The sequence below is a fragment of the Ruegeria sp. C6 genome (genome assembly GCF_056537625.1).
Genome location: NZ_JBQFRW010000002.1, coordinates 572363 through 587680, shown reverse-complemented (window position 1 = coordinate 587680; position 15318 = coordinate 572363). Strand labels below are relative to the sequence as shown.

Here is a 15318-nt window from a genome sequence, read left to right as displayed (position 1 = left end):
TGCTCACACCTGCAAAACGGAACTGACAAGAAGTTGGCTATAAGCGTGTTGCGGGTCATCCAGCACTTGATCGGTCAGGCCTGCCTCGACCACGCGGCCCGATTTCATCACCATCAACCGATCTGCCAGCAGGCGCACCACGGCCAGATCATGCGTGACGATGATCGCCGACAAGCCCATGTCGCGAACTAACCCGCGCAACAAGTCGAGCAACCGCGCCTGAACGGACACGTCCAAACCGCCCGTTGGCTCATCCATAAACACCAGCCGAGGACCGGTCACGAGGTTTCGTGCAATCTGCAGGCGCTGCTGCATCCCGCCCGAAAAGGTCGTCGGGCGATCATCCACACGGGAGGCATCGATCTCCACTCGTTGCAGCCAATCCGTGGCCTTGTCACGTATGTCGCCATAGTGACGCTCTCCAACGGCCATCAGCCGTTCACCTACATTCCCACCGGCACTGACGCCCATGCGCAACCCGTCGCGTGCATGTTGGTGGACAAAGGCCCAATCGGTACGGCTCAGCATCCGGCGCTCGGGCTCGGACATCGTTACCGTGTCCTGCGGACCTTTTGCGCGGGTGTCGAACACAACCTCTCCGGCATCCGGAGTTAGATGCCCGGCCATGCAATTCAGCAGTGTCGACTTACCTGACCCGCTTTCGCCAACGATCCCCATGACCTCACCGGGATAGAGATCGAATGACACATCGGCACAGCCAATATTTGGGCCATAGCGCTTTGTGATGTCCCGAACAGACAGCAAAGGTGTCATGCGGCGTCCTTTCCTTTGTGACCCGCCGCCTGGCGCGCCTCGCAATAATCGGTATCCGAGCAGACGAACATCCGCCCACCCGCGTCATCGATGATTACCTCGTCCAGATAGCTGTCCTCGGCACCGCACAAGCCGCAGGCTTGGTCGGCCTTGGACGCCTCAAACGGATGATCCTCAAAATCCAGTGAGACAACCTGCGTGTAGGGTGGCAGCGCGTAGATCCGTTGTTCACGCCCAGCTCCGAACAGCTGGATCGCAGCCATATCACCAAGCTTTGGGTTATCGAATTTCGGGATTGGCGACGGGTCCATCACATAGCGGCCTTCGACCTTCACCGGGTAAGCATATGACGTCGCGATATGCCCATGACGACTGATATCTTCGTACAGCTTCACATGCATCAGCCCGTATTCCTCAAGGCTGTGCATCTTGCGGGTTTCGCTCTCTCGCGGTTCCAGAAAGCGCAACGGCTCGGGGATAGGCACCTGATAGACAAGGATCTGATCTTCTTGCAGCGGCTCCTCGGGAATCCGGTGGCGAGTCTGAATCACGGAGGCGTCGCTTGTCGTTGTGGTTGTTTCAACCCCCGCAGTGCGTTCAAAGAAGGTGCGGATCGAGACCGCGTTTGTGGTATCGTCCGAGCCCTGATCGATCACCTTGAACGTGTCATCCGGGGTCAACACCGCGGCCGAGACCTGCACACCGCCCGTACCCCAGCCATACGGCATAGGCATTTCGCGCGAGGCAAACGGCACCTGATAGCCCGGGATCGCCAGACTTTTCAGAATTGCACGGCGGATCATCCGCTTGGTCTGCTCGTCCAGATAAGCAAAGTTATAGGCGTTCATTCCGCAGCCTCCTGCACCTGATCAGCACATGCTTCGCGGCGTAGTTTGCGCACCAGTTCCAGTTCAGACTGGAAATCGACGTAGTGCGGAAGCTTGATATGCTCTAGAAACCCCGTCGCTTGAATGTTGTCCGCGTGATAAAGGACAAACTCGGCATCCTGAGCAGGTGCGCCAACATTATCCTCACCCAGTTCTTCCCACCGCAGCGCACGGTCGACCAAAGCCATCGAGATCGCCTTGCGTTCCGTCTGACCAAACACAAGCCCATAACCTCGGGTGAATTGCGGCGGCTCGGTTTTGGAGCCCTTGAACTGGTTAACCGTTTCACATTCGGTCAGAACGACCTCACCGATTTCGATGGCAAAGCCGAGTTCAGGGATCTCCATTTCAACCGGCACGGACCCGATCCGAAGCTCTCCGACAAAGGCGTGATTGCGCGCGTATCCGCGCTGTGTGGAATACGCCATACCGAGGGTAAAGCCCTCATCTGCGCGGGTCAGAGCCTGAAGGCGCAGGGCGCGATCGGCGGGCATTTCAAGCGGCTCGCGGGTCAGATCAGGTGGCGGCGTATCGTCATGCGGCGCTTCCTCGATCAGGCCTTCGCGATTGAGGAAATCCGTGACATGCGGCACTTCACCCAGTGCAGCTTCGCGCGCTGGGGCTTTGGGCACCTCACCATCAGCAGCCAGTTTGAAATCCAGTAAGCGATGAGTGTAGTCGAAGGTCGGCCCAAGCACCTGCCCGCCCGGCAAATCCTTGAAGGTTGCCGAAATGCGCCGGTCGCAAGCCATTGCCCCGGTATCAACAGGCTCGGATGCGCCAAAGCGTGGCAACGTGGTTCGATAGGCGCGGATTAAGAAGATGGCCTCGATCAGATCGCCGCGCGCCTGCTTGATCGCAAGTGCGGCCAGGTCAGGATCGAACAACGAGCCTTCGGCCATAACCCGATTGACCGCTAGGCTAAGCTGTTCGCGGATTTGCGCGATGCTCAGTTCCGCCACATCGGTATCACCGCGGCGTTCTTCGGCAAGCCAAGCGTGGGCATTTTCAATCGCACGCTCGCCACCTTTTACTGCGACATACATCAGGACACCTCGGTCGTTCTTGGCAAAGCCGCTAGGCGGCTGCCATTCGTGAAGATGAAGTCGAGCCCCAGTGGATATAGCGTCTGATTTTGCTGAAACGCCTCAAGCTCGGGCAATGAAAGCGCGGCTTTATCCTTGATGCCCGGACCTGTCAGAGTCGCCCCTGAAGCGATGAGTTCGGGGCATTCCACGATCAACGTGGCAGAACGATCCGGATATTCAGACGTCCCGATCGGGTATGCGTTCAATGGTCCCAGATCCGACCACGCACCAATGGCAAACATACAATGCGACGGGCCGGTCAGCGGTGCGCCGGTGTGGAATGCAAGCCAGCTGCGTACGGCGTCGCAATCCAGCGCACCTGCCAGATAAACGGGCGTCTCAGTGTCGCAAAGCGTCAACAACACCGCACCCGCTGCTGGTGACATTGGGGCCGGAGGAACTGCGCCAGAAATCTCTTGCACGGTACCGGGACGCGCCATTGCTTCCATCACGCTGCGAAAGGCGTGAGCAGATTGGATCGCGGGATCCTTGAAACCGCCGATCAGGGCTTCTGACTGCATCAATCCTCTCCTCGTACCATGGTGAAGAAATCAACCTTAGTGGCTGCGGCTTTGGCGGCACGCGCGGCCTTTGCATTGGTCAGCTCATCTCGCAAAGGGGTCAGCACTTTTATTCGCAACAGATCAGACACATCTGTCTGCATCAGTGCATCAACCAGCGCGGCGACTTCGGCATCTTCTTTCCGACGGCCTTGCATATAGGCATGCCCGACTTCGCCCGTTCCCAGCGTCAGCGCACAGCGTGTTACCGTCATTTCGCCCAGATTGAACGGCGCACCAGTCCCGCCAGCGCGAGCCCGAACCATGGTGCTGCCAATCTCAGGAGCACGCAGCCATGTGAAGCCGGGGCGAGGCATCGCTGCATCCAACAGGACGGCCACGCGTCCCTCCGGCGCTTTGGCCAGCAGGCTCATCCAAGCCTTCCGGTCCGCGTTTTCATCAAAAGTGTCTTTCATCTCGACAACTTTTCCATATACTATACAACTATACACATCTTATCATATTTGCCGCCGTCAGACAGAGGAATTTTGTGAAACTTGCGTGACACTCCCACCAAAACCCCGATCTGGAAGGCCATCGCCGACGCACTTCGCAGCGATATGGCCGAAGGGCGCTATGGCCCGGGTGATAAGCTGCCAACCGAAGCGGCACTGGCAGAGCGGTTCGGTGTGAACCGCCATACGGTGCGTCACGGCATCTTGGCCCTTGTGGATGAGGGCCTAATCCGAACGCGCCGGGGCGCGGGCGCTTTTGTGGCAGCCACGCCCACCGATTACCCCATCGGCTCGCGGGTGCGATTCCATGAAAACCTCATCGCTGCTGGTCGCAGACCAGAAAAGAGGGTGCTTCATGTTGAAGAACGGGCAGCGACCGAGGGCGAGGCCACCGCACTGACCGTTTCACCCGGTGATCAGATCTGTGCGTATCACGGCCTCTCATTGGCGGACGGGCACCCGATTGCCGTGTTTGAAAGCATGTTTCCCCTTGAGCGCCTGCCTGGCATCACTGCTGCGCTGCAAGAGACCAGCAGCGTTACCGAGGCATTAAACAGGTCGGGCGTCACTGACTATACTCGGGCCTCAACCCGTCTGACGGCCACGCGCGCAACGGCCACCCAAGCGCTACATCTGCAGGTTTCAGAAGGTGATCCGCTGCTTAGATCATCCGGGGTGAATGTGGGCGAAAAGGGACAACCGGTTGAATTTGGCCGAACCTGGTTTGTTGGAGATCGGGTGACACTGACCCTTGAGAGTTAAGGCTCGTATTTCTCCAGAAACGCATCAGCCGTCAGAGCACGGAAATCGTCGAGCGCCAACCGCAACTTGTCATGAGACCAATTCCACCAGGCCAATGCGATCAACCGATCGGCGATGTGTCGTGGCTGACGCAGTCGCAAGGGTCTTGCAGGTGTACCGGCAACAATTGTGTAGGGGTCTACATCCTTCGTCACCAAGGCACCCGCAGCCACAACAGCCCCGTCACCCAGTGTGACCTCGGGCTTTATCATCGCGCCTGCGCCAATCCATGTATCGTTCCCGATATGGACAATTCGGGATTTGCGGTGACTGAAAAACACCTCGTCCCGATCCGCATCGTCCCAATAATCGTTCGAGCGATACAGGAAATGGTGACAGGACGCCGTGTGCAGCGGGTGATCAGTCGCGCCGATCCGCGAAAACGCGGCGATGTTGGCGAACATACCGACCTTCGCGTTGGCGATGTCGGCATAACGATCGCAATAGCTGTAGTCGCCCATTTTTGTATGTACGACGCGACTGCCCTTGCCGATTTCAACATAGGCCCCGAACGTGCTTTCGGTAATCTCACATTCGGGGTGAATGCAGGGCTGTTCCGCTGAAAGCCGCGCCATCAGTCTTTCCGCCCGATCAGCTTGCCGCGCAACCAGCCCGAGGCCCAATCCATGAACATCACCATGATGATGATCAGGACAATGTAATAGGCGACCTCTTCCCAATCTTTCTGCGTCTGGATGGCTTGCGTCAGCATCAGTCCGATGCCGCCACCGGTGATCGCACCGATGATCGTTGCCGAACGTGTATTGGACTCGAGGAAATATAGAATCTGGGCCAGCAGCACGGGAACAACCTGCGGGATCACCCCGAACCGGTATCGCTGTAGCGGTTTAGCCCCGGTCGAGGACACCCCCTCGATCTGTTTCTGATCAACGTTTTCCAACGCCTCCGAGAAGATCTTGCCAAACGTGCCCGTGTCGGTAATCAGAATCGCCAACGCGCCGGTCAATGGTCCGGGGCCAAAGGACCGAGCCAGAACCACAGTCCAGATCAATGCGTCCACACCGCGCACAAAGTCGAAAAGACGGCGCGTTGCGGCGCGAAGCAACATGATCGGCGAAAACCGTTTGGCGGCGAGAAAGGCCAATGGCAACGCGATCATCGCGGCACCCATCGTACCCAGAAATGCCATCAGGATCGTTTCTCCGATGGCCCAGGCCACATCCTTATGCCGCCACATCGCGTTGTTCCACCAGTCAGAGACTGCGCCTGCGATATTCGAACGGCTTGGATCGATCTGCGCGCCAAACAGGATTTCACCAATCCCATGGCCGTGGTACGGACTGTCAAGCGTGAACCAGAACAGCTCCCATCCCGGGAAATAGTTGAACACTTCGGTCCGAGCGCCCGTCATGGTGATCCGGCCCTCAGGCGTTGTGACGCCAACACGCCGTTCAGATGCGGAAATCCAGTCGGGCAGTTCAGAGGGCAGATTTGTCGTCAGGCGACGTCCCTTGGCCTGCACTTCGATCAGCTGGAAGTCGGGTATTTCAATCTCGGTCCGGTTGTCAGGCAGGAACCGCACGATATGATTGCGGCCCAGATCGATCGTCGTCACCTCTTCACCCGATACCCAGTCGGGACGTTTACCCTCGGGATAAGTGCCCTTACGCTCGCCTTCAACAGCATAGGTCACCTCACCGCTCCGATTATTGCGTGTGACATGCACTTTGTGTGACCAGCTATCAGAAGCCAGTGTAACGGCGTTGTCCAGATTGGCACGTTGCGCAAGGCCAGGCAGGTCGAAGGCAAAGAAGATGTAGGTGAGATAAACGAGGATCACGACAGGGATGCTAAAGCCGATCAATCGTTTGCGCTGAAATAGCTTTTCGGCGTCAAGCTTGGCCCCGTCCAGCCCGAAGTTCCAATCAATTGTGGTCATTGGCCCTGCCCTTCGGTCAGACGGTTGCGGTAGCGGCTGGACACCTGATCGAAGAATACGATGGTGCTGAATAGCAGGATGAAAATCGCGCCGGCCTCGTCAAAACGACCCGGACCCCAAGCCATGGCATTGCGCAGTTGGTAACCCAACCCTCCCGCGCCGACGAAGCCCAGGATGGCAGAAGCGCGAATATTGATCTCAAATCGCAGCAACGTGTAGCTGATATAGTTTGGCGCGACCTGTGGCAGGATACCCAGCATCATCTGTTTCGACCAAGTCGCCCCGGTCGAAGCCAACCCCTCAACCGGTTTCAGATCAGCGTTTTCGGACACTTCCGAGAACATTTTGCCAAGCGCCCCAGCGGTGTGGATTGAGATGGCGATCATCGCCGGCACCGGCCCGCCGCCAAGGACAAAGATCAGCACAAGCGCGATAACGATTTCCGGCACTGCGCGCATAACATCCGAGATACGCCGGAAGACCGGGATTAGACCCGGCCATTTCGCCAGCCCGCGTGTGCCAAGAAGCGACAGGATCAGACCACCGATGGCCCCGATCAACGTGGAAACTGCGGCAATGTTCACCGTCTCAACCAGTGCAGGGATGTACTTCACGATCAGGCCAGGCAGATCGGCCCGCTTTTCCCAAGCTTCAGACAGCACATCCGCCGGGTAATCACCGATCTGATGCAATCCGTCCCAGAACCCACCCGCGTTTCGGGAATCCGCAATGTTGAAACCTGATACCATCAGGACCACAAAGATCAGCAGCGTCAGCCCGCCATAAAGCCTGCGCTTGTGAACTTGTGCCATATAGCTGGATTGAATGGTCTCAACGCCGCCTGGCGCCGCACCGATTGATAAATCTGCCATCCCGAGCCCCGAATGAATAAAGACCGGCAACCCCAATGGGTTGCCGGAAACGTCATGTGCGCGCGTTAGCCACCGATTTTGGCTTTGCGGGCCTCAACAATCGAGATGTAGGTGTCATGCGATACCGGCTGGAAACCCAGCGTCTCGCCTGCCGCCACACCATAAGCGCAATCGGGGTCACGCTCGTGCAGACCATCGACAAGATCTGTCATGGTCGCACGGACATCGGCAGGCAACGCCTTGCGCAGAACCACAGGGCCTTCGGGGATAACGTTCGATTTCCAGATCTGGACCATGTCGTTCATGTCGACAAGACCTGCGTCAACCGCTTTGCGCAGGGCACCAGAATTGTATCCATCTTCCCAGTTGCCCTGACCATCGGCCCAGGTCACACCACCATCAATGTCGCCATTATTCACAGCGACGATCGTCTGCTCGTGGCCACCAGTGAATTTGACCTCACCGAAATACTCACCCGACTCCATGGTGATACCTTCTTTGTATTGCGGGATTTCGATCGACGGGATCAGATAACCTGAGGTCGAGTTCGGATCACCAAACCCAAACACTTTGCCTTTCATGTCGTCCAGTGAGGTGACGCCACTATCCTTACGGGCGAACCCGATCGAGTGATACCCGATTGAACCATCCACATTGACCTTGATCAGAACGGGCTCAACTGCTTCGGGGTCTTGCAGATAGGTGGCCGCGTAAGAAGAGGCACCCAGCCATGCCATGTCGAGTGTACCGCCCAACAGGCCCTGTATCACACCGTTGTAGTCCGCCGGGGCGAATAGCTTGGTCTCAACGCCTAACGCCTCAGAGGTATAGTCTGCAAGACACTGGTACGAGTTCATGCGGTCCTGGGCATTTTCGCCACCGAGGATGCCAATGCGAAACTCGGTGATTTCTTCGGCAAAAGCAGCAGTGCTCAATACAGTCGTGGCGGCAAACGCCAGTGCGAGGGTCTTTTTCATCATTTTCTCCGTTCGGTTAGATGAAGGTGGCCCGCGACGGACGCGGGGGGAAACTGGCTCAGACGTAGGCTTCCGCTTCGCGGACCTCGGGCCTGTCCAGTGTTTCGATCTCGGTCGAGGTTGCGGCCTCGGAAAAGTCTGCGCCTGCACCGTAGATGTCGCGCGCTACGCCCGTGGTCAGCTGCGCAGGGGTGCCGTCGAACACAATCCGACCATCACGCATTCCGATGACCCGGTCGCAGTAGCGACGCGCGGTATCCAATGTGTGCAGATTAGCAATGACCATACGGCCGTCTTCTTCGTGAATGGCCCGCAGCGACTGCATCACAACCTGTGCATTCATTGGGTCCAGCGAGGCGATCGGCTCATCCGCCAGAATGATCTTCGGGTCCTGCATCAATGCGCGGGCGATGGCGACGCGTTGCTGCTGGCCGCCTGATAAGGCTTCGGCTCGCTTGGGTGCTTGCTCGGCAATGCCTAGCCGATCCAGAATTTCAATCGCCTTATGAATATCCGACCGCGGGTACAGGTTGAACATCGTCGAAAAGGTCGATTGCCTGTTCAGCGTGCCATGCAAAACGTTCGAGACGACATCCATGCGCGGTACAAGATTGAACTGCTGGAAGATCATCGCACAGCGCGATTGCCATTCGCGTTTGGCAGCACCGCGAAGCGCAGAGATCTCTTCGCCTTCAAAAGTAATTGTGCCGGTCGTTGCATCGCTCAGACGGTTGACCATGCGCAAAAGCGTGGATTTTCCAGCCCCGGAGCTGCCTATAATCCCGATCATGGTTGGCTTGTCGACAACGATATTCGCCGAATCCACGGCCCGTTTGTCACCAAACTTTTTGGTTAGCTTTTCAATTCTCAGCATATCGCCCCCATCGTTGCGAGGCGGATAGAACGTCAAAACAAAAGCTTCGTGACGCTTTTGAATCGTTTCGTTTACATCTACGCGAAAGATTTGTGACAGGCGCGATGATTGCCTAGTTCTGCAGTGTGTGGCGTTTCTCGCAGGACTCTGCGCGAGTTTTATCCACAGGGCGTCATAAAACTGTTACGCTTGAGCGCAGAAAGAACTAACCTTCACCTATGACCCGTCTTCATGCCAGCCTTCTTCTTCTATGCCTTGTGGTGCCTTCTACTGCGCAGTCTAAAATGGTGGATGTCAGCTGTGATGACAGCGCGCGGATGGCACAGACACTGAAACAGGTTCTGGGGGCCGAACGTCAGGGCATGGGTTTGCGCGATCCCGAAACGATGCTGGAGGTTTGGGTCAAACGCACAAGCGGAGACTGGATGATCGTTCAGAACTACGCCAACGGCACTTCATGCATCGTCGCGATGGGGGACCATTGGCAAGGTGAGGTGCCAGACCCGGCTTAGGCAGGTGTCAGCAGACCGCGCGAACTGCAGACGCGCAATCTCGCTGATTGTGTCGTTCCTTCTGAAGATCTCGCGAAGGGATCAGGTCAGTCCAGCAGCCCACGTTCGGTCAGGACTTTGCGCGCGACACGGAAGCATTCAAGAGATTGCGGGACGCCACAATAAATGCCAATCACATGAATGATTGATCGGATTTCCTCTTTGGTGACACCATTGTTCAACGCGCCGTTACAGTGGATTTCCCATTCATGCATCTTGCCGAGTGCCCCAATCATAGCGAGGTTCATCATCGAACGGGTCTTGTGATCGATCGTGTCATCCCCCCAGCCGAAGCCCCAGCACCAAGCAGTCATGTTCTCTTGGAATGAGCGGGTAAAATCATCCGCCGCTGCCAGGTTCTTCTCAACATACTCGGCGCCCAGCGTCGACTTGCGCTGCTTCAGGCCATGTTCAAACAGGTTATCGTCCATCATTCTCTCCTCAGGTGAAACGACCGATCTGCAACTTAGTCGGTCCTGGCTCGATATACCGCTAAAGCCGCCGCCCCTGTCTTACAACCAGCCCCACCACCGAAGGCAAGGGGCTCGATCGCGTCGTTGTGGTCGGGTGTGCCCTTTGGCACAGCGTTGGCTTCGGTGATGTCTTATCTGGCCCATCCACAGCACGTAACGTTATTCAATCGCCTCGCGCATCCATTGTTGAAGCTTCGCAACGGAATGCTCGCTCATGACGCCACAGGCCGGATCAAGCACAAGCGGTCCCGGTTTGTACCCTTTGGATTTCAGGCCGCGGTGAACGGATTCCACTAACCGAATATCCTCGGCCACAGTCGTTTCGCGATCCTGAGTGGCAAGGCCACGGATCACGTCGCTTTCATGACCGCCTTCTGTGTACCACCCGCGCCAGACGGTACAGCTGTCCACTGTATTTGCCCGCCAATGATAGGTGTTCAGAACATTTCCTGGATAGCATTGGAACGAGAACATCGGCCACAGGAACCAGCTTTGATAGTCGCCCGCGTGCATGTTGCTTTCCAGATCAATCGGATAGGTCATCTTTTCGAGGCTTTGGCACTCGGTCGTGTGACGCAGCACGTAACCTCCCGACACATCGGGCTGAATGTCATAGGTTTCCGGTTTGATCACGCCTTCGGCAAAGGTCGGGTGATTAGTTGGGCAGTGATAGCATTCCGAGTAATTCTCGATCGAAACCTTCCAATTGCAGTTTTCGGGAATTTCCACCCACTCTAAGGGGGCCAGAGCGTTAGTGTTCGGCACGAACTCAGACAACTCGTCCCGGACACCGGGATACCATTCGTCCATCGTTGCCGCGTTATCGTCCAAATTGACAAAGATGAACCCGAGGAAGTCTTCGGTCCGTACTTCGGTCAGACAAATTTTCGCGCGATCAAAACCGGGAACTTTCTTGATGTTCGGTCCAGACCGCAGGCCGCCGGTAAGCTCATAGGTCCACTGATGATAGGGACAAACCACTACACGGGTATTCCCAGTTCCGGTCACCATTTCATGCGCACGATGCTGGCACACGTTGTAGAAAGTCCTGACAAGATTGTCGCGTCCGCGAATGGCAAAAAGGTTCTGACCAGCGATTTCGAACGCAAAGTAATCGCCTACATTTGGGATATCTGCCGCATGACCAGCGTATTGCCAAGTTCTGCACAACAGGCCGTTCATCTCTTTGTCGAATATGTCAGGATCCGTATAGTACCGGGCCTCGAGCGAGTGGGTTGGCAGGACAGTCATATTTTTTCTCCTGATACAAGCCGAGCTGGTGTTTCAGTCAAAAAGATCGCGTCAGGATTCGTAACATCCGTACGCGTCAGAATACCACTTGAAACATCTGTACCGCACATTGCTTACCTCGGTATGTACATTTGTGCCAATTTTAATTGACAGTGGTACATATGTAGCAATAGGAAGTCCACAGAATTCCATGTCTCGGAAACAGGAAGTTGCGATGTCTAAAAAGGAACTGCCTGCACGCGCAAAGGTCGTCATTGTCGGCGGTGGCGTCATGGGTTGCGGACTGGCCTATCACCTGGGCCATGAAGGTTGGGGCGAAGACACGGTACTGTTGGAAAAGGCCGAGTTGACTTCGGGCTCCACCTGGCATGCCGCTGGTCAGATCACTCACTCCACCAGTTCCTACGGGCTGGGCAAGATGGTCGACTATAACATTGGCCTCTATTCCAAGACACTTGAGGAAGAAACCGGTCAGGCGGTTACATGGCATGGCTGCGGTTCATTCCGTCTGGCCTATACCGAGGATGAGATGGACTGGCTGCGCCACACATTATCAGTTGGCCGAGCGCTGGGGTTCAACATCGAGTTGGTAGGGCCTGACTTCATAGCTGAAATGCACCCCTACTATAACCTCGACGGTGTCATTGGCGCGCTTTACACGCCAGATGACGGTCACGTTGATCCTTCCAACGTGACTATGGCGATGGCAGCTGGGGCCCGTCAGAAAGGTGTGAAGATTTTCCGCCACTGTCGCGCGACCAACATCACCCAGAACGATGCAGGTGAATGGGTGGTGGAAACCGAACAAGGCACCATCACCTGCGAACACGTCGTTAATGCAGGCGGCACCTATGCCCGTCAGATGGGCGAATGGTCGAACCTGCAATTACCCATGACCTCGATGACCCATCATTATTTTGTCACTGAAGATGTGCCTGAATTCAAAGACCTGAAGACCGAGCTGCCGGTGATCCGCGATGACAAGATGGTCTCGGGCTATATCCGCATGGAACAGAAGAAGGGCCTGATCGGGATTTACGAAAAAGAGAACGCAAACTCTGTCTGGCACGATGAATGCCCTTGGGAATACGAAAACTGGCTGTTCGAGGCGGATTATGACCGTGTCATGCCATGGCTGGAAAACTCATTAGAACGGATGCCGATCTTTTCTGAACTGGGCATCACCCGCGAAGTCCATGGTGCAATCAGCCACCCGCCAGATGGCAACCCGATGGTCGGCCCCGCGCCGGGCGTCAAGAATTACTGGTGTTGCTGTGGCACGCAGATCGGCATCGGTTGGGGGCCTGGTCTGACCCGTGAACTAGCAAAATGGATGGTACACGGTGCTGCCGATATCAACATGCGTGACTATGATCCGCGCCGCTTTGGCAGCTATGCCAAGAAAGACTGGCAGGTCATCAAGGCGCATGAGGATTACAAGCTGCGGCACGAGATCCCCTTTCCGCATTTCAATCGTCTTGAAGGGCGTCCGATCAAACCCTCGCCGCTTTATGAAATCCTCAATGAAAAGGGCGCGGTCTATGAAGAGGTTTTTGGCCACGAGCGCCCGCGATGGTTCGCGCGCAATGGTGTTGAACAGCGTGACCACTATTCGTTCCGCCGCAACGAAGTCTTCGACATGGTTGCGCTGGAATGCCAAGCCGTGCGTGAGCGTGTTGGTATCATGGACGTGACCGCGTTCACCAAAGTCGAAGTTTCAGGCCCCGATGCCTATGCCTATCTTGACCGTCTGACGGCCAACAAGATGCCACAGAAAGATGGCTCGATCACCTTGACCCACTTTCTGAACCGCCGGGGCCGTATCGAGCTTGAGACGACCATCGTTCGCATGGCGGAAGACCGCTATTATCTGGTCTGCGCGGCGTTCTTTGAACAGCGCCTTGTCGATCACTTGAACCAGAACCTCGCGGGAGAGACCGTCTTTGTCAAAACGCTCTCTGAAGATTGGTCGGCTTTGTCCCTGAACGGGCCAAAATCCCGCGAGGTACTGGCCAGATGCACCGACGCGGACCTGTCCAACGCCGGGTTCCGCTGGCTGTCGGCTCAGGAAATCACCATCGCGGGGCACAAGGTCTGGGCCTTTCGCATGTCCTATGCGGGCGAGTTGGGTTGGGAATTCCATATGCCGGATGAAACCTGCGTTGACGTCTACAACGCACTGTGGGCTGCCGGCGAGGAATTTGGCATCGAAAACTACGGCTCGTTTGCGATGAACAGCCTGCGCATGGAAAAAGCATTCCCCGGTGCTGGAGAACTGACCAACGAGGTCACGCTGCCAGAGGCCAATGTCAGCCGGTTCTTCAAGCTGGACAAAGAGTATCTGGGTGTCGAAGCAACGCGCGCCAGTGCCGCTCAGTCTGAAGCGAGCGAGATGCCTTGGATTTGCGCCTATTTGGAGATCGAACCGGATGGGGTCGAAGATGGTCATGGGGGCGAGGCTATTCGGATCAACGGCGAGGTTGTCGGTGCAACAGCCTCGGTCGCCTATGGCCACAGCGTCGGCAAAATCCTCGCCTTTGCTTACGTCAAGCCACACGTGAATGTTCCGGGCACAGAGATCGAAGTAGTTATCGCTGGTGTACCCCGCAAAGGGCGTGTCCTCGGCGAAGCAGCCTATGATCCGAAATCCGAACGCCCACGCACGGACGCAGTTCGTGAACTGGCGTGATCTGAAAACCAGAGCATCGGCCATCGCGGAAGCCCTATGGTGACGCCATGAAGATAACCCGTATCCGTGTGTTCAAAACCCCCCTGCCCTATGTCGGCGGATCATACGGCTGGGGCGCGGGCAACGCGATCACAACGTCGATGTCTTCGGTAGTGGTGATCGACACGGATGCGGGTCTACAGGGCTGCGGCGAGTTTGCCCCATGCGGCGAGAACTACATGATCGCCCATTCCGAAGGCGTCGAGGCCTTTGCCCGCCTCGTCGCCCCGCGCTTGCTGGGGGAAGATCCCCGCCAGCTGTCCAAGATCGAACGGTTGATGGATGGCACGGTCCAAGGTCACGGCTACGCCAAAGCGCCCTTTGATGCAGCGTGTTGGGATATTCTGGGACGGTCTACCGGACAACCTGTTTGGATGCTGATGGGCGGCAAACTCACCGATGGTGCGCCGATGTACCGGGTTGTGCCGCAAAAGCCTGTCTTGGAAGAAACCATCGCCGAGATGGAGCAGCACCGCGCAGCGGGATACCGGCAGTTCCAGATCAAGGTAGGTGGCGACTGGGTGACCGATATCGACCGTATCCGCGAAGGCGTGCCCCTGCTGAAACCCGGTGAAAAGGCTATGGCAGATGCCAATCAGGGTTGGCGCGTTGACAACGCCATCCGTGTGGCCCGCGCAACCCGCGATCTGAACTTTATCCTCGAACAACCCTGCCACAGTTACCACGAGTGCCAGCAGGTGCGCCGCGTAGCCGAGCAACCAATGAAACTGGATGAATGCGTCACCGGGATTGAAATGGCCCGACGCATCGTGAACGATCGGGGTGCCGAAATTTGTTGCTTGAAGATTTCTAACCTGGGCGGCCTGTCCAAAGCCCGCCGGGTGCGTGATTTCCTGATTGATCACGGTATTCCGGTTGTCTCCGAGGACACGTGGGGCGGTCAGATCACCACCGCCGCAGTTGCCCATTTTGCGGCCTCAACACCCCAAGAGATGCTGATCAATTCAACCGATCTGATGAACTACAACACCCGTAACACCGGGATTGGCGGCCCCACAGTAAGGGACGGTAAACTCTATGCCACAGATACTCCGGGGCTTGGGGTGACGCCGGACTTTGACAGCCTTGGCCCACCTGTCGCAACCTACGAATCCTGCGCCTGATGG

Annotated in this window: 16 protein-coding genes; 4 read left to right on the top strand and 12 right to left on the bottom strand. The window is 56.6% G+C overall.

Annotated features, from left to right (window positions below):
* Positions 1-3: 3 nt before the first annotated feature.
* Genes phnK through phnG form a run of 5 tightly spaced genes read right to left on the bottom strand, consistent with a single transcriptional unit; the run spans position 4 to position 3725 of the window.
* Positions 4-774 (bottom strand): phosphonate C-P lyase system protein PhnK, encoded by a 771-nt coding sequence (gene phnK / locus ACR0MJ_RS10205; RefSeq protein ID WP_170394315.1) that lies wholly within the window; start codon positions 772-774, stop codon positions 4-6.
* Complete coding sequence (locus tag ACR0MJ_RS10200) at positions 771-1622, bottom strand: alpha-D-ribose 1-methylphosphonate 5-phosphate C-P-lyase PhnJ (RefSeq protein WP_480760881.1); 852 nt, start codon at positions 1620-1622, stop codon at positions 771-773. Before ACR0MJ_RS10200 ends, phnK begins: the two co-directional genes overlap by 4 nt.
* A complete protein-coding gene (locus tag ACR0MJ_RS10195; RefSeq protein WP_480760880.1) occupies positions 1619-2707 on the bottom strand; it encodes a carbon-phosphorus lyase complex subunit in 1089 nt (362 codons plus the stop codon). The genes ACR0MJ_RS10200 and ACR0MJ_RS10195 overlap by 4 nt, the downstream gene beginning before the upstream one ends.
* Positions 2707-3270, bottom strand: a complete 564-nt coding sequence (gene phnH / locus ACR0MJ_RS10190; RefSeq protein ID WP_480760879.1) for a phosphonate C-P lyase system protein PhnH — start codon at positions 3268-3270, stop codon at positions 2707-2709. Before phnH ends, ACR0MJ_RS10195 begins: the two co-directional genes overlap by 1 nt.
* Positions 3270-3725 (bottom strand): phosphonate C-P lyase system protein PhnG, encoded by a 456-nt coding sequence (phnG, locus tag ACR0MJ_RS10185; RefSeq protein WP_170596235.1) that lies wholly within the window; start codon positions 3723-3725, stop codon positions 3270-3272. The genes phnH and phnG overlap by 1 nt, the downstream gene beginning before the upstream one ends.
* Positions 3726-3806: 81 nt before the next feature.
* On the opposite strand from phnG, the gene phnF reads away from it, so the two are divergent.
* Entirely contained in the window at positions 3807-4526 is a 720-nt protein-coding gene (gene phnF, locus ACR0MJ_RS10180; protein ID WP_480760878.1) for a phosphonate metabolism transcriptional regulator PhnF, read from the top strand.
* Here the strand turns inward: phnF and ACR0MJ_RS10175 are convergent.
* The 5 genes from ACR0MJ_RS10175 to phnC form a co-directional block, all read right to left on the bottom strand.
* Entirely contained in the window at positions 4523-5140 is a 618-nt protein-coding gene (locus ACR0MJ_RS10175; protein ID WP_480760877.1) for a DapH/DapD/GlmU-related protein, read from the bottom strand. The genes phnF and ACR0MJ_RS10175 overlap by 4 nt on opposite strands.
* Positions 5140-6465 (bottom strand): phosphonate ABC transporter, permease protein PhnE, encoded by a 1326-nt coding sequence (gene phnE / locus ACR0MJ_RS10170; RefSeq protein ID WP_480760876.1) that lies wholly within the window; start codon positions 6463-6465, stop codon positions 5140-5142. Before phnE (ACR0MJ_RS10170) ends, ACR0MJ_RS10175 begins: the two co-directional genes overlap by 1 nt.
* Positions 6462-7337: a phosphonate ABC transporter, permease protein PhnE gene (gene phnE, locus ACR0MJ_RS10165; RefSeq protein ID WP_480760875.1), complete on the bottom strand. Its 876-nt coding sequence runs from the start codon at positions 7335-7337 to the stop codon at positions 6462-6464. Before phnE (ACR0MJ_RS10165) ends, phnE (ACR0MJ_RS10170) begins: the two co-directional genes overlap by 4 nt.
* 65 nt (positions 7338-7402) lie before the next feature.
* Positions 7403-8314 carry a phosphonate ABC transporter substrate-binding protein gene (phnD, locus tag ACR0MJ_RS10160; RefSeq protein WP_480751285.1) on the bottom strand — a complete coding sequence of 304 codons (912 nt, stop codon included), beginning with the start codon at positions 8312-8314 and terminating at the stop codon, positions 7403-7405.
* Positions 8315-8372: 58 nt separating this feature from the next.
* Positions 8373-9188 (bottom strand): phosphonate ABC transporter ATP-binding protein, encoded by an 816-nt coding sequence (gene phnC, locus ACR0MJ_RS10155; RefSeq protein ID WP_170394291.1) that lies wholly within the window; start codon positions 9186-9188, stop codon positions 8373-8375.
* A gap of 218 nt (positions 9189-9406) precedes the next feature.
* Here phnC and ACR0MJ_RS10150 point away from each other — a divergent pair, with 218 nt between their 5' ends.
* Complete coding sequence (locus tag ACR0MJ_RS10150; RefSeq protein ID WP_480751287.1) at positions 9407-9700, top strand: hypothetical protein; 294 nt, start codon at positions 9407-9409, stop codon at positions 9698-9700.
* An 86-nt stretch (positions 9701-9786) separates the two neighbouring features.
* Here the strand turns inward: ACR0MJ_RS10150 and ACR0MJ_RS10145 are convergent, their stop codons facing one another.
* Complete coding sequence (locus tag ACR0MJ_RS10145) at positions 9787-10173, bottom strand: carboxymuconolactone decarboxylase family protein (protein ID WP_480436495.1); 387 nt, start codon at positions 10171-10173, stop codon at positions 9787-9789.
* A 198-nt stretch (positions 10174-10371) separates the two neighbouring features.
* A complete protein-coding gene (locus ACR0MJ_RS10140) occupies positions 10372-11463 on the bottom strand; it encodes an aromatic ring-hydroxylating oxygenase subunit alpha (protein WP_170509504.1) in 1092 nt (363 codons plus the stop codon).
* 214 nt (positions 11464-11677) lie between these two features.
* Here ACR0MJ_RS10140 and ACR0MJ_RS10135 point away from each other — a divergent pair, with 214 nt between their 5' ends.
* Together ACR0MJ_RS10135 and ACR0MJ_RS10130 are read left to right on the top strand one after the other, a co-directional pair.
* Positions 11678-14152, top strand: coding sequence for an FAD-dependent oxidoreductase (locus ACR0MJ_RS10135; RefSeq protein WP_480760874.1), 2475 nt, complete (start codon positions 11678-11680; stop codon positions 14150-14152).
* A 47-nt stretch (positions 14153-14199) separates the two neighbouring features.
* Positions 14200-15315: a mandelate racemase/muconate lactonizing enzyme family protein gene (locus tag ACR0MJ_RS10130; RefSeq protein ID WP_480706287.1), complete on the top strand. Its 1116-nt coding sequence runs from the start codon at positions 14200-14202 to the stop codon at positions 15313-15315.
* Positions 15316-15318 lie beyond the last annotated feature (3 nt).

Coding starts and splice junctions, on each gene's coding strand:
- phnK (WP_170394315.1), bottom strand. CDS start 774: ATGACACCTTTGCTGTCTGTTCGGGACATCACAAAGCGCTATGGCCCA.
- ACR0MJ_RS10200 (WP_480760881.1), bottom strand. CDS start 1,622: ATGAACGCCTATAACTTTGCTTATCTGGACGAGCAGACCAAGCGGATG.
- ACR0MJ_RS10195 (WP_480760880.1), bottom strand. CDS start 2,707: ATGTATGTCGCAGTAAAAGGTGGCGAGCGTGCGATTGAAAATGCCCAC.
- phnH (WP_480760879.1), bottom strand. CDS start 3,270: ATGCAGTCAGAAGCCCTGATCGGCGGTTTCAAGGATCCCGCGATCCAA.
- phnG (WP_170596235.1), bottom strand. CDS start 3,725: ATGAAAGACACTTTTGATGAAAACGCGGACCGGAAGGCTTGGATGAGC.
- ACR0MJ_RS10175 (WP_480760877.1), bottom strand. CDS start 5,140: ATGGCGCGGCTTTCAGCGGAACAGCCCTGCATTCACCCCGAATGTGAG.
- phnE (WP_480760876.1), bottom strand. CDS start 6,465: ATGACCACAATTGATTGGAACTTCGGGCTGGACGGGGCCAAGCTTGAC.
- phnE (WP_480760875.1), bottom strand. CDS start 7,337: ATGGCAGATTTATCAATCGGTGCGGCGCCAGGCGGCGTTGAGACCATT.
- phnD (WP_480751285.1), bottom strand. CDS start 8,314: ATGAAAAAGACCCTCGCACTGGCGTTTGCCGCCACGACTGTATTGAGC.
- phnC (WP_170394291.1), bottom strand. CDS start 9,188: ATGCTGAGAATTGAAAAGCTAACCAAAAAGTTTGGTGACAAACGGGCC.
- ACR0MJ_RS10150 (WP_480751287.1), top strand. CDS start 9,407: ATGACCCGTCTTCATGCCAGCCTTCTTCTTCTATGCCTTGTGGTGCCT.
- ACR0MJ_RS10145 (WP_480436495.1), bottom strand. CDS start 10,173: ATGATGGACGATAACCTGTTTGAACATGGCCTGAAGCAGCGCAAGTCG.
- ACR0MJ_RS10140 (WP_170509504.1), bottom strand. CDS start 11,463: ATGACTGTCCTGCCAACCCACTCGCTCGAGGCCCGGTACTATACGGAT.
- ACR0MJ_RS10135 (WP_480760874.1), top strand. CDS start 11,678: ATGTCTAAAAAGGAACTGCCTGCACGCGCAAAGGTCGTCATTGTCGGC.
- ACR0MJ_RS10130 (WP_480706287.1), top strand. CDS start 14,200: ATGAAGATAACCCGTATCCGTGTGTTCAAAACCCCCCTGCCCTATGTC.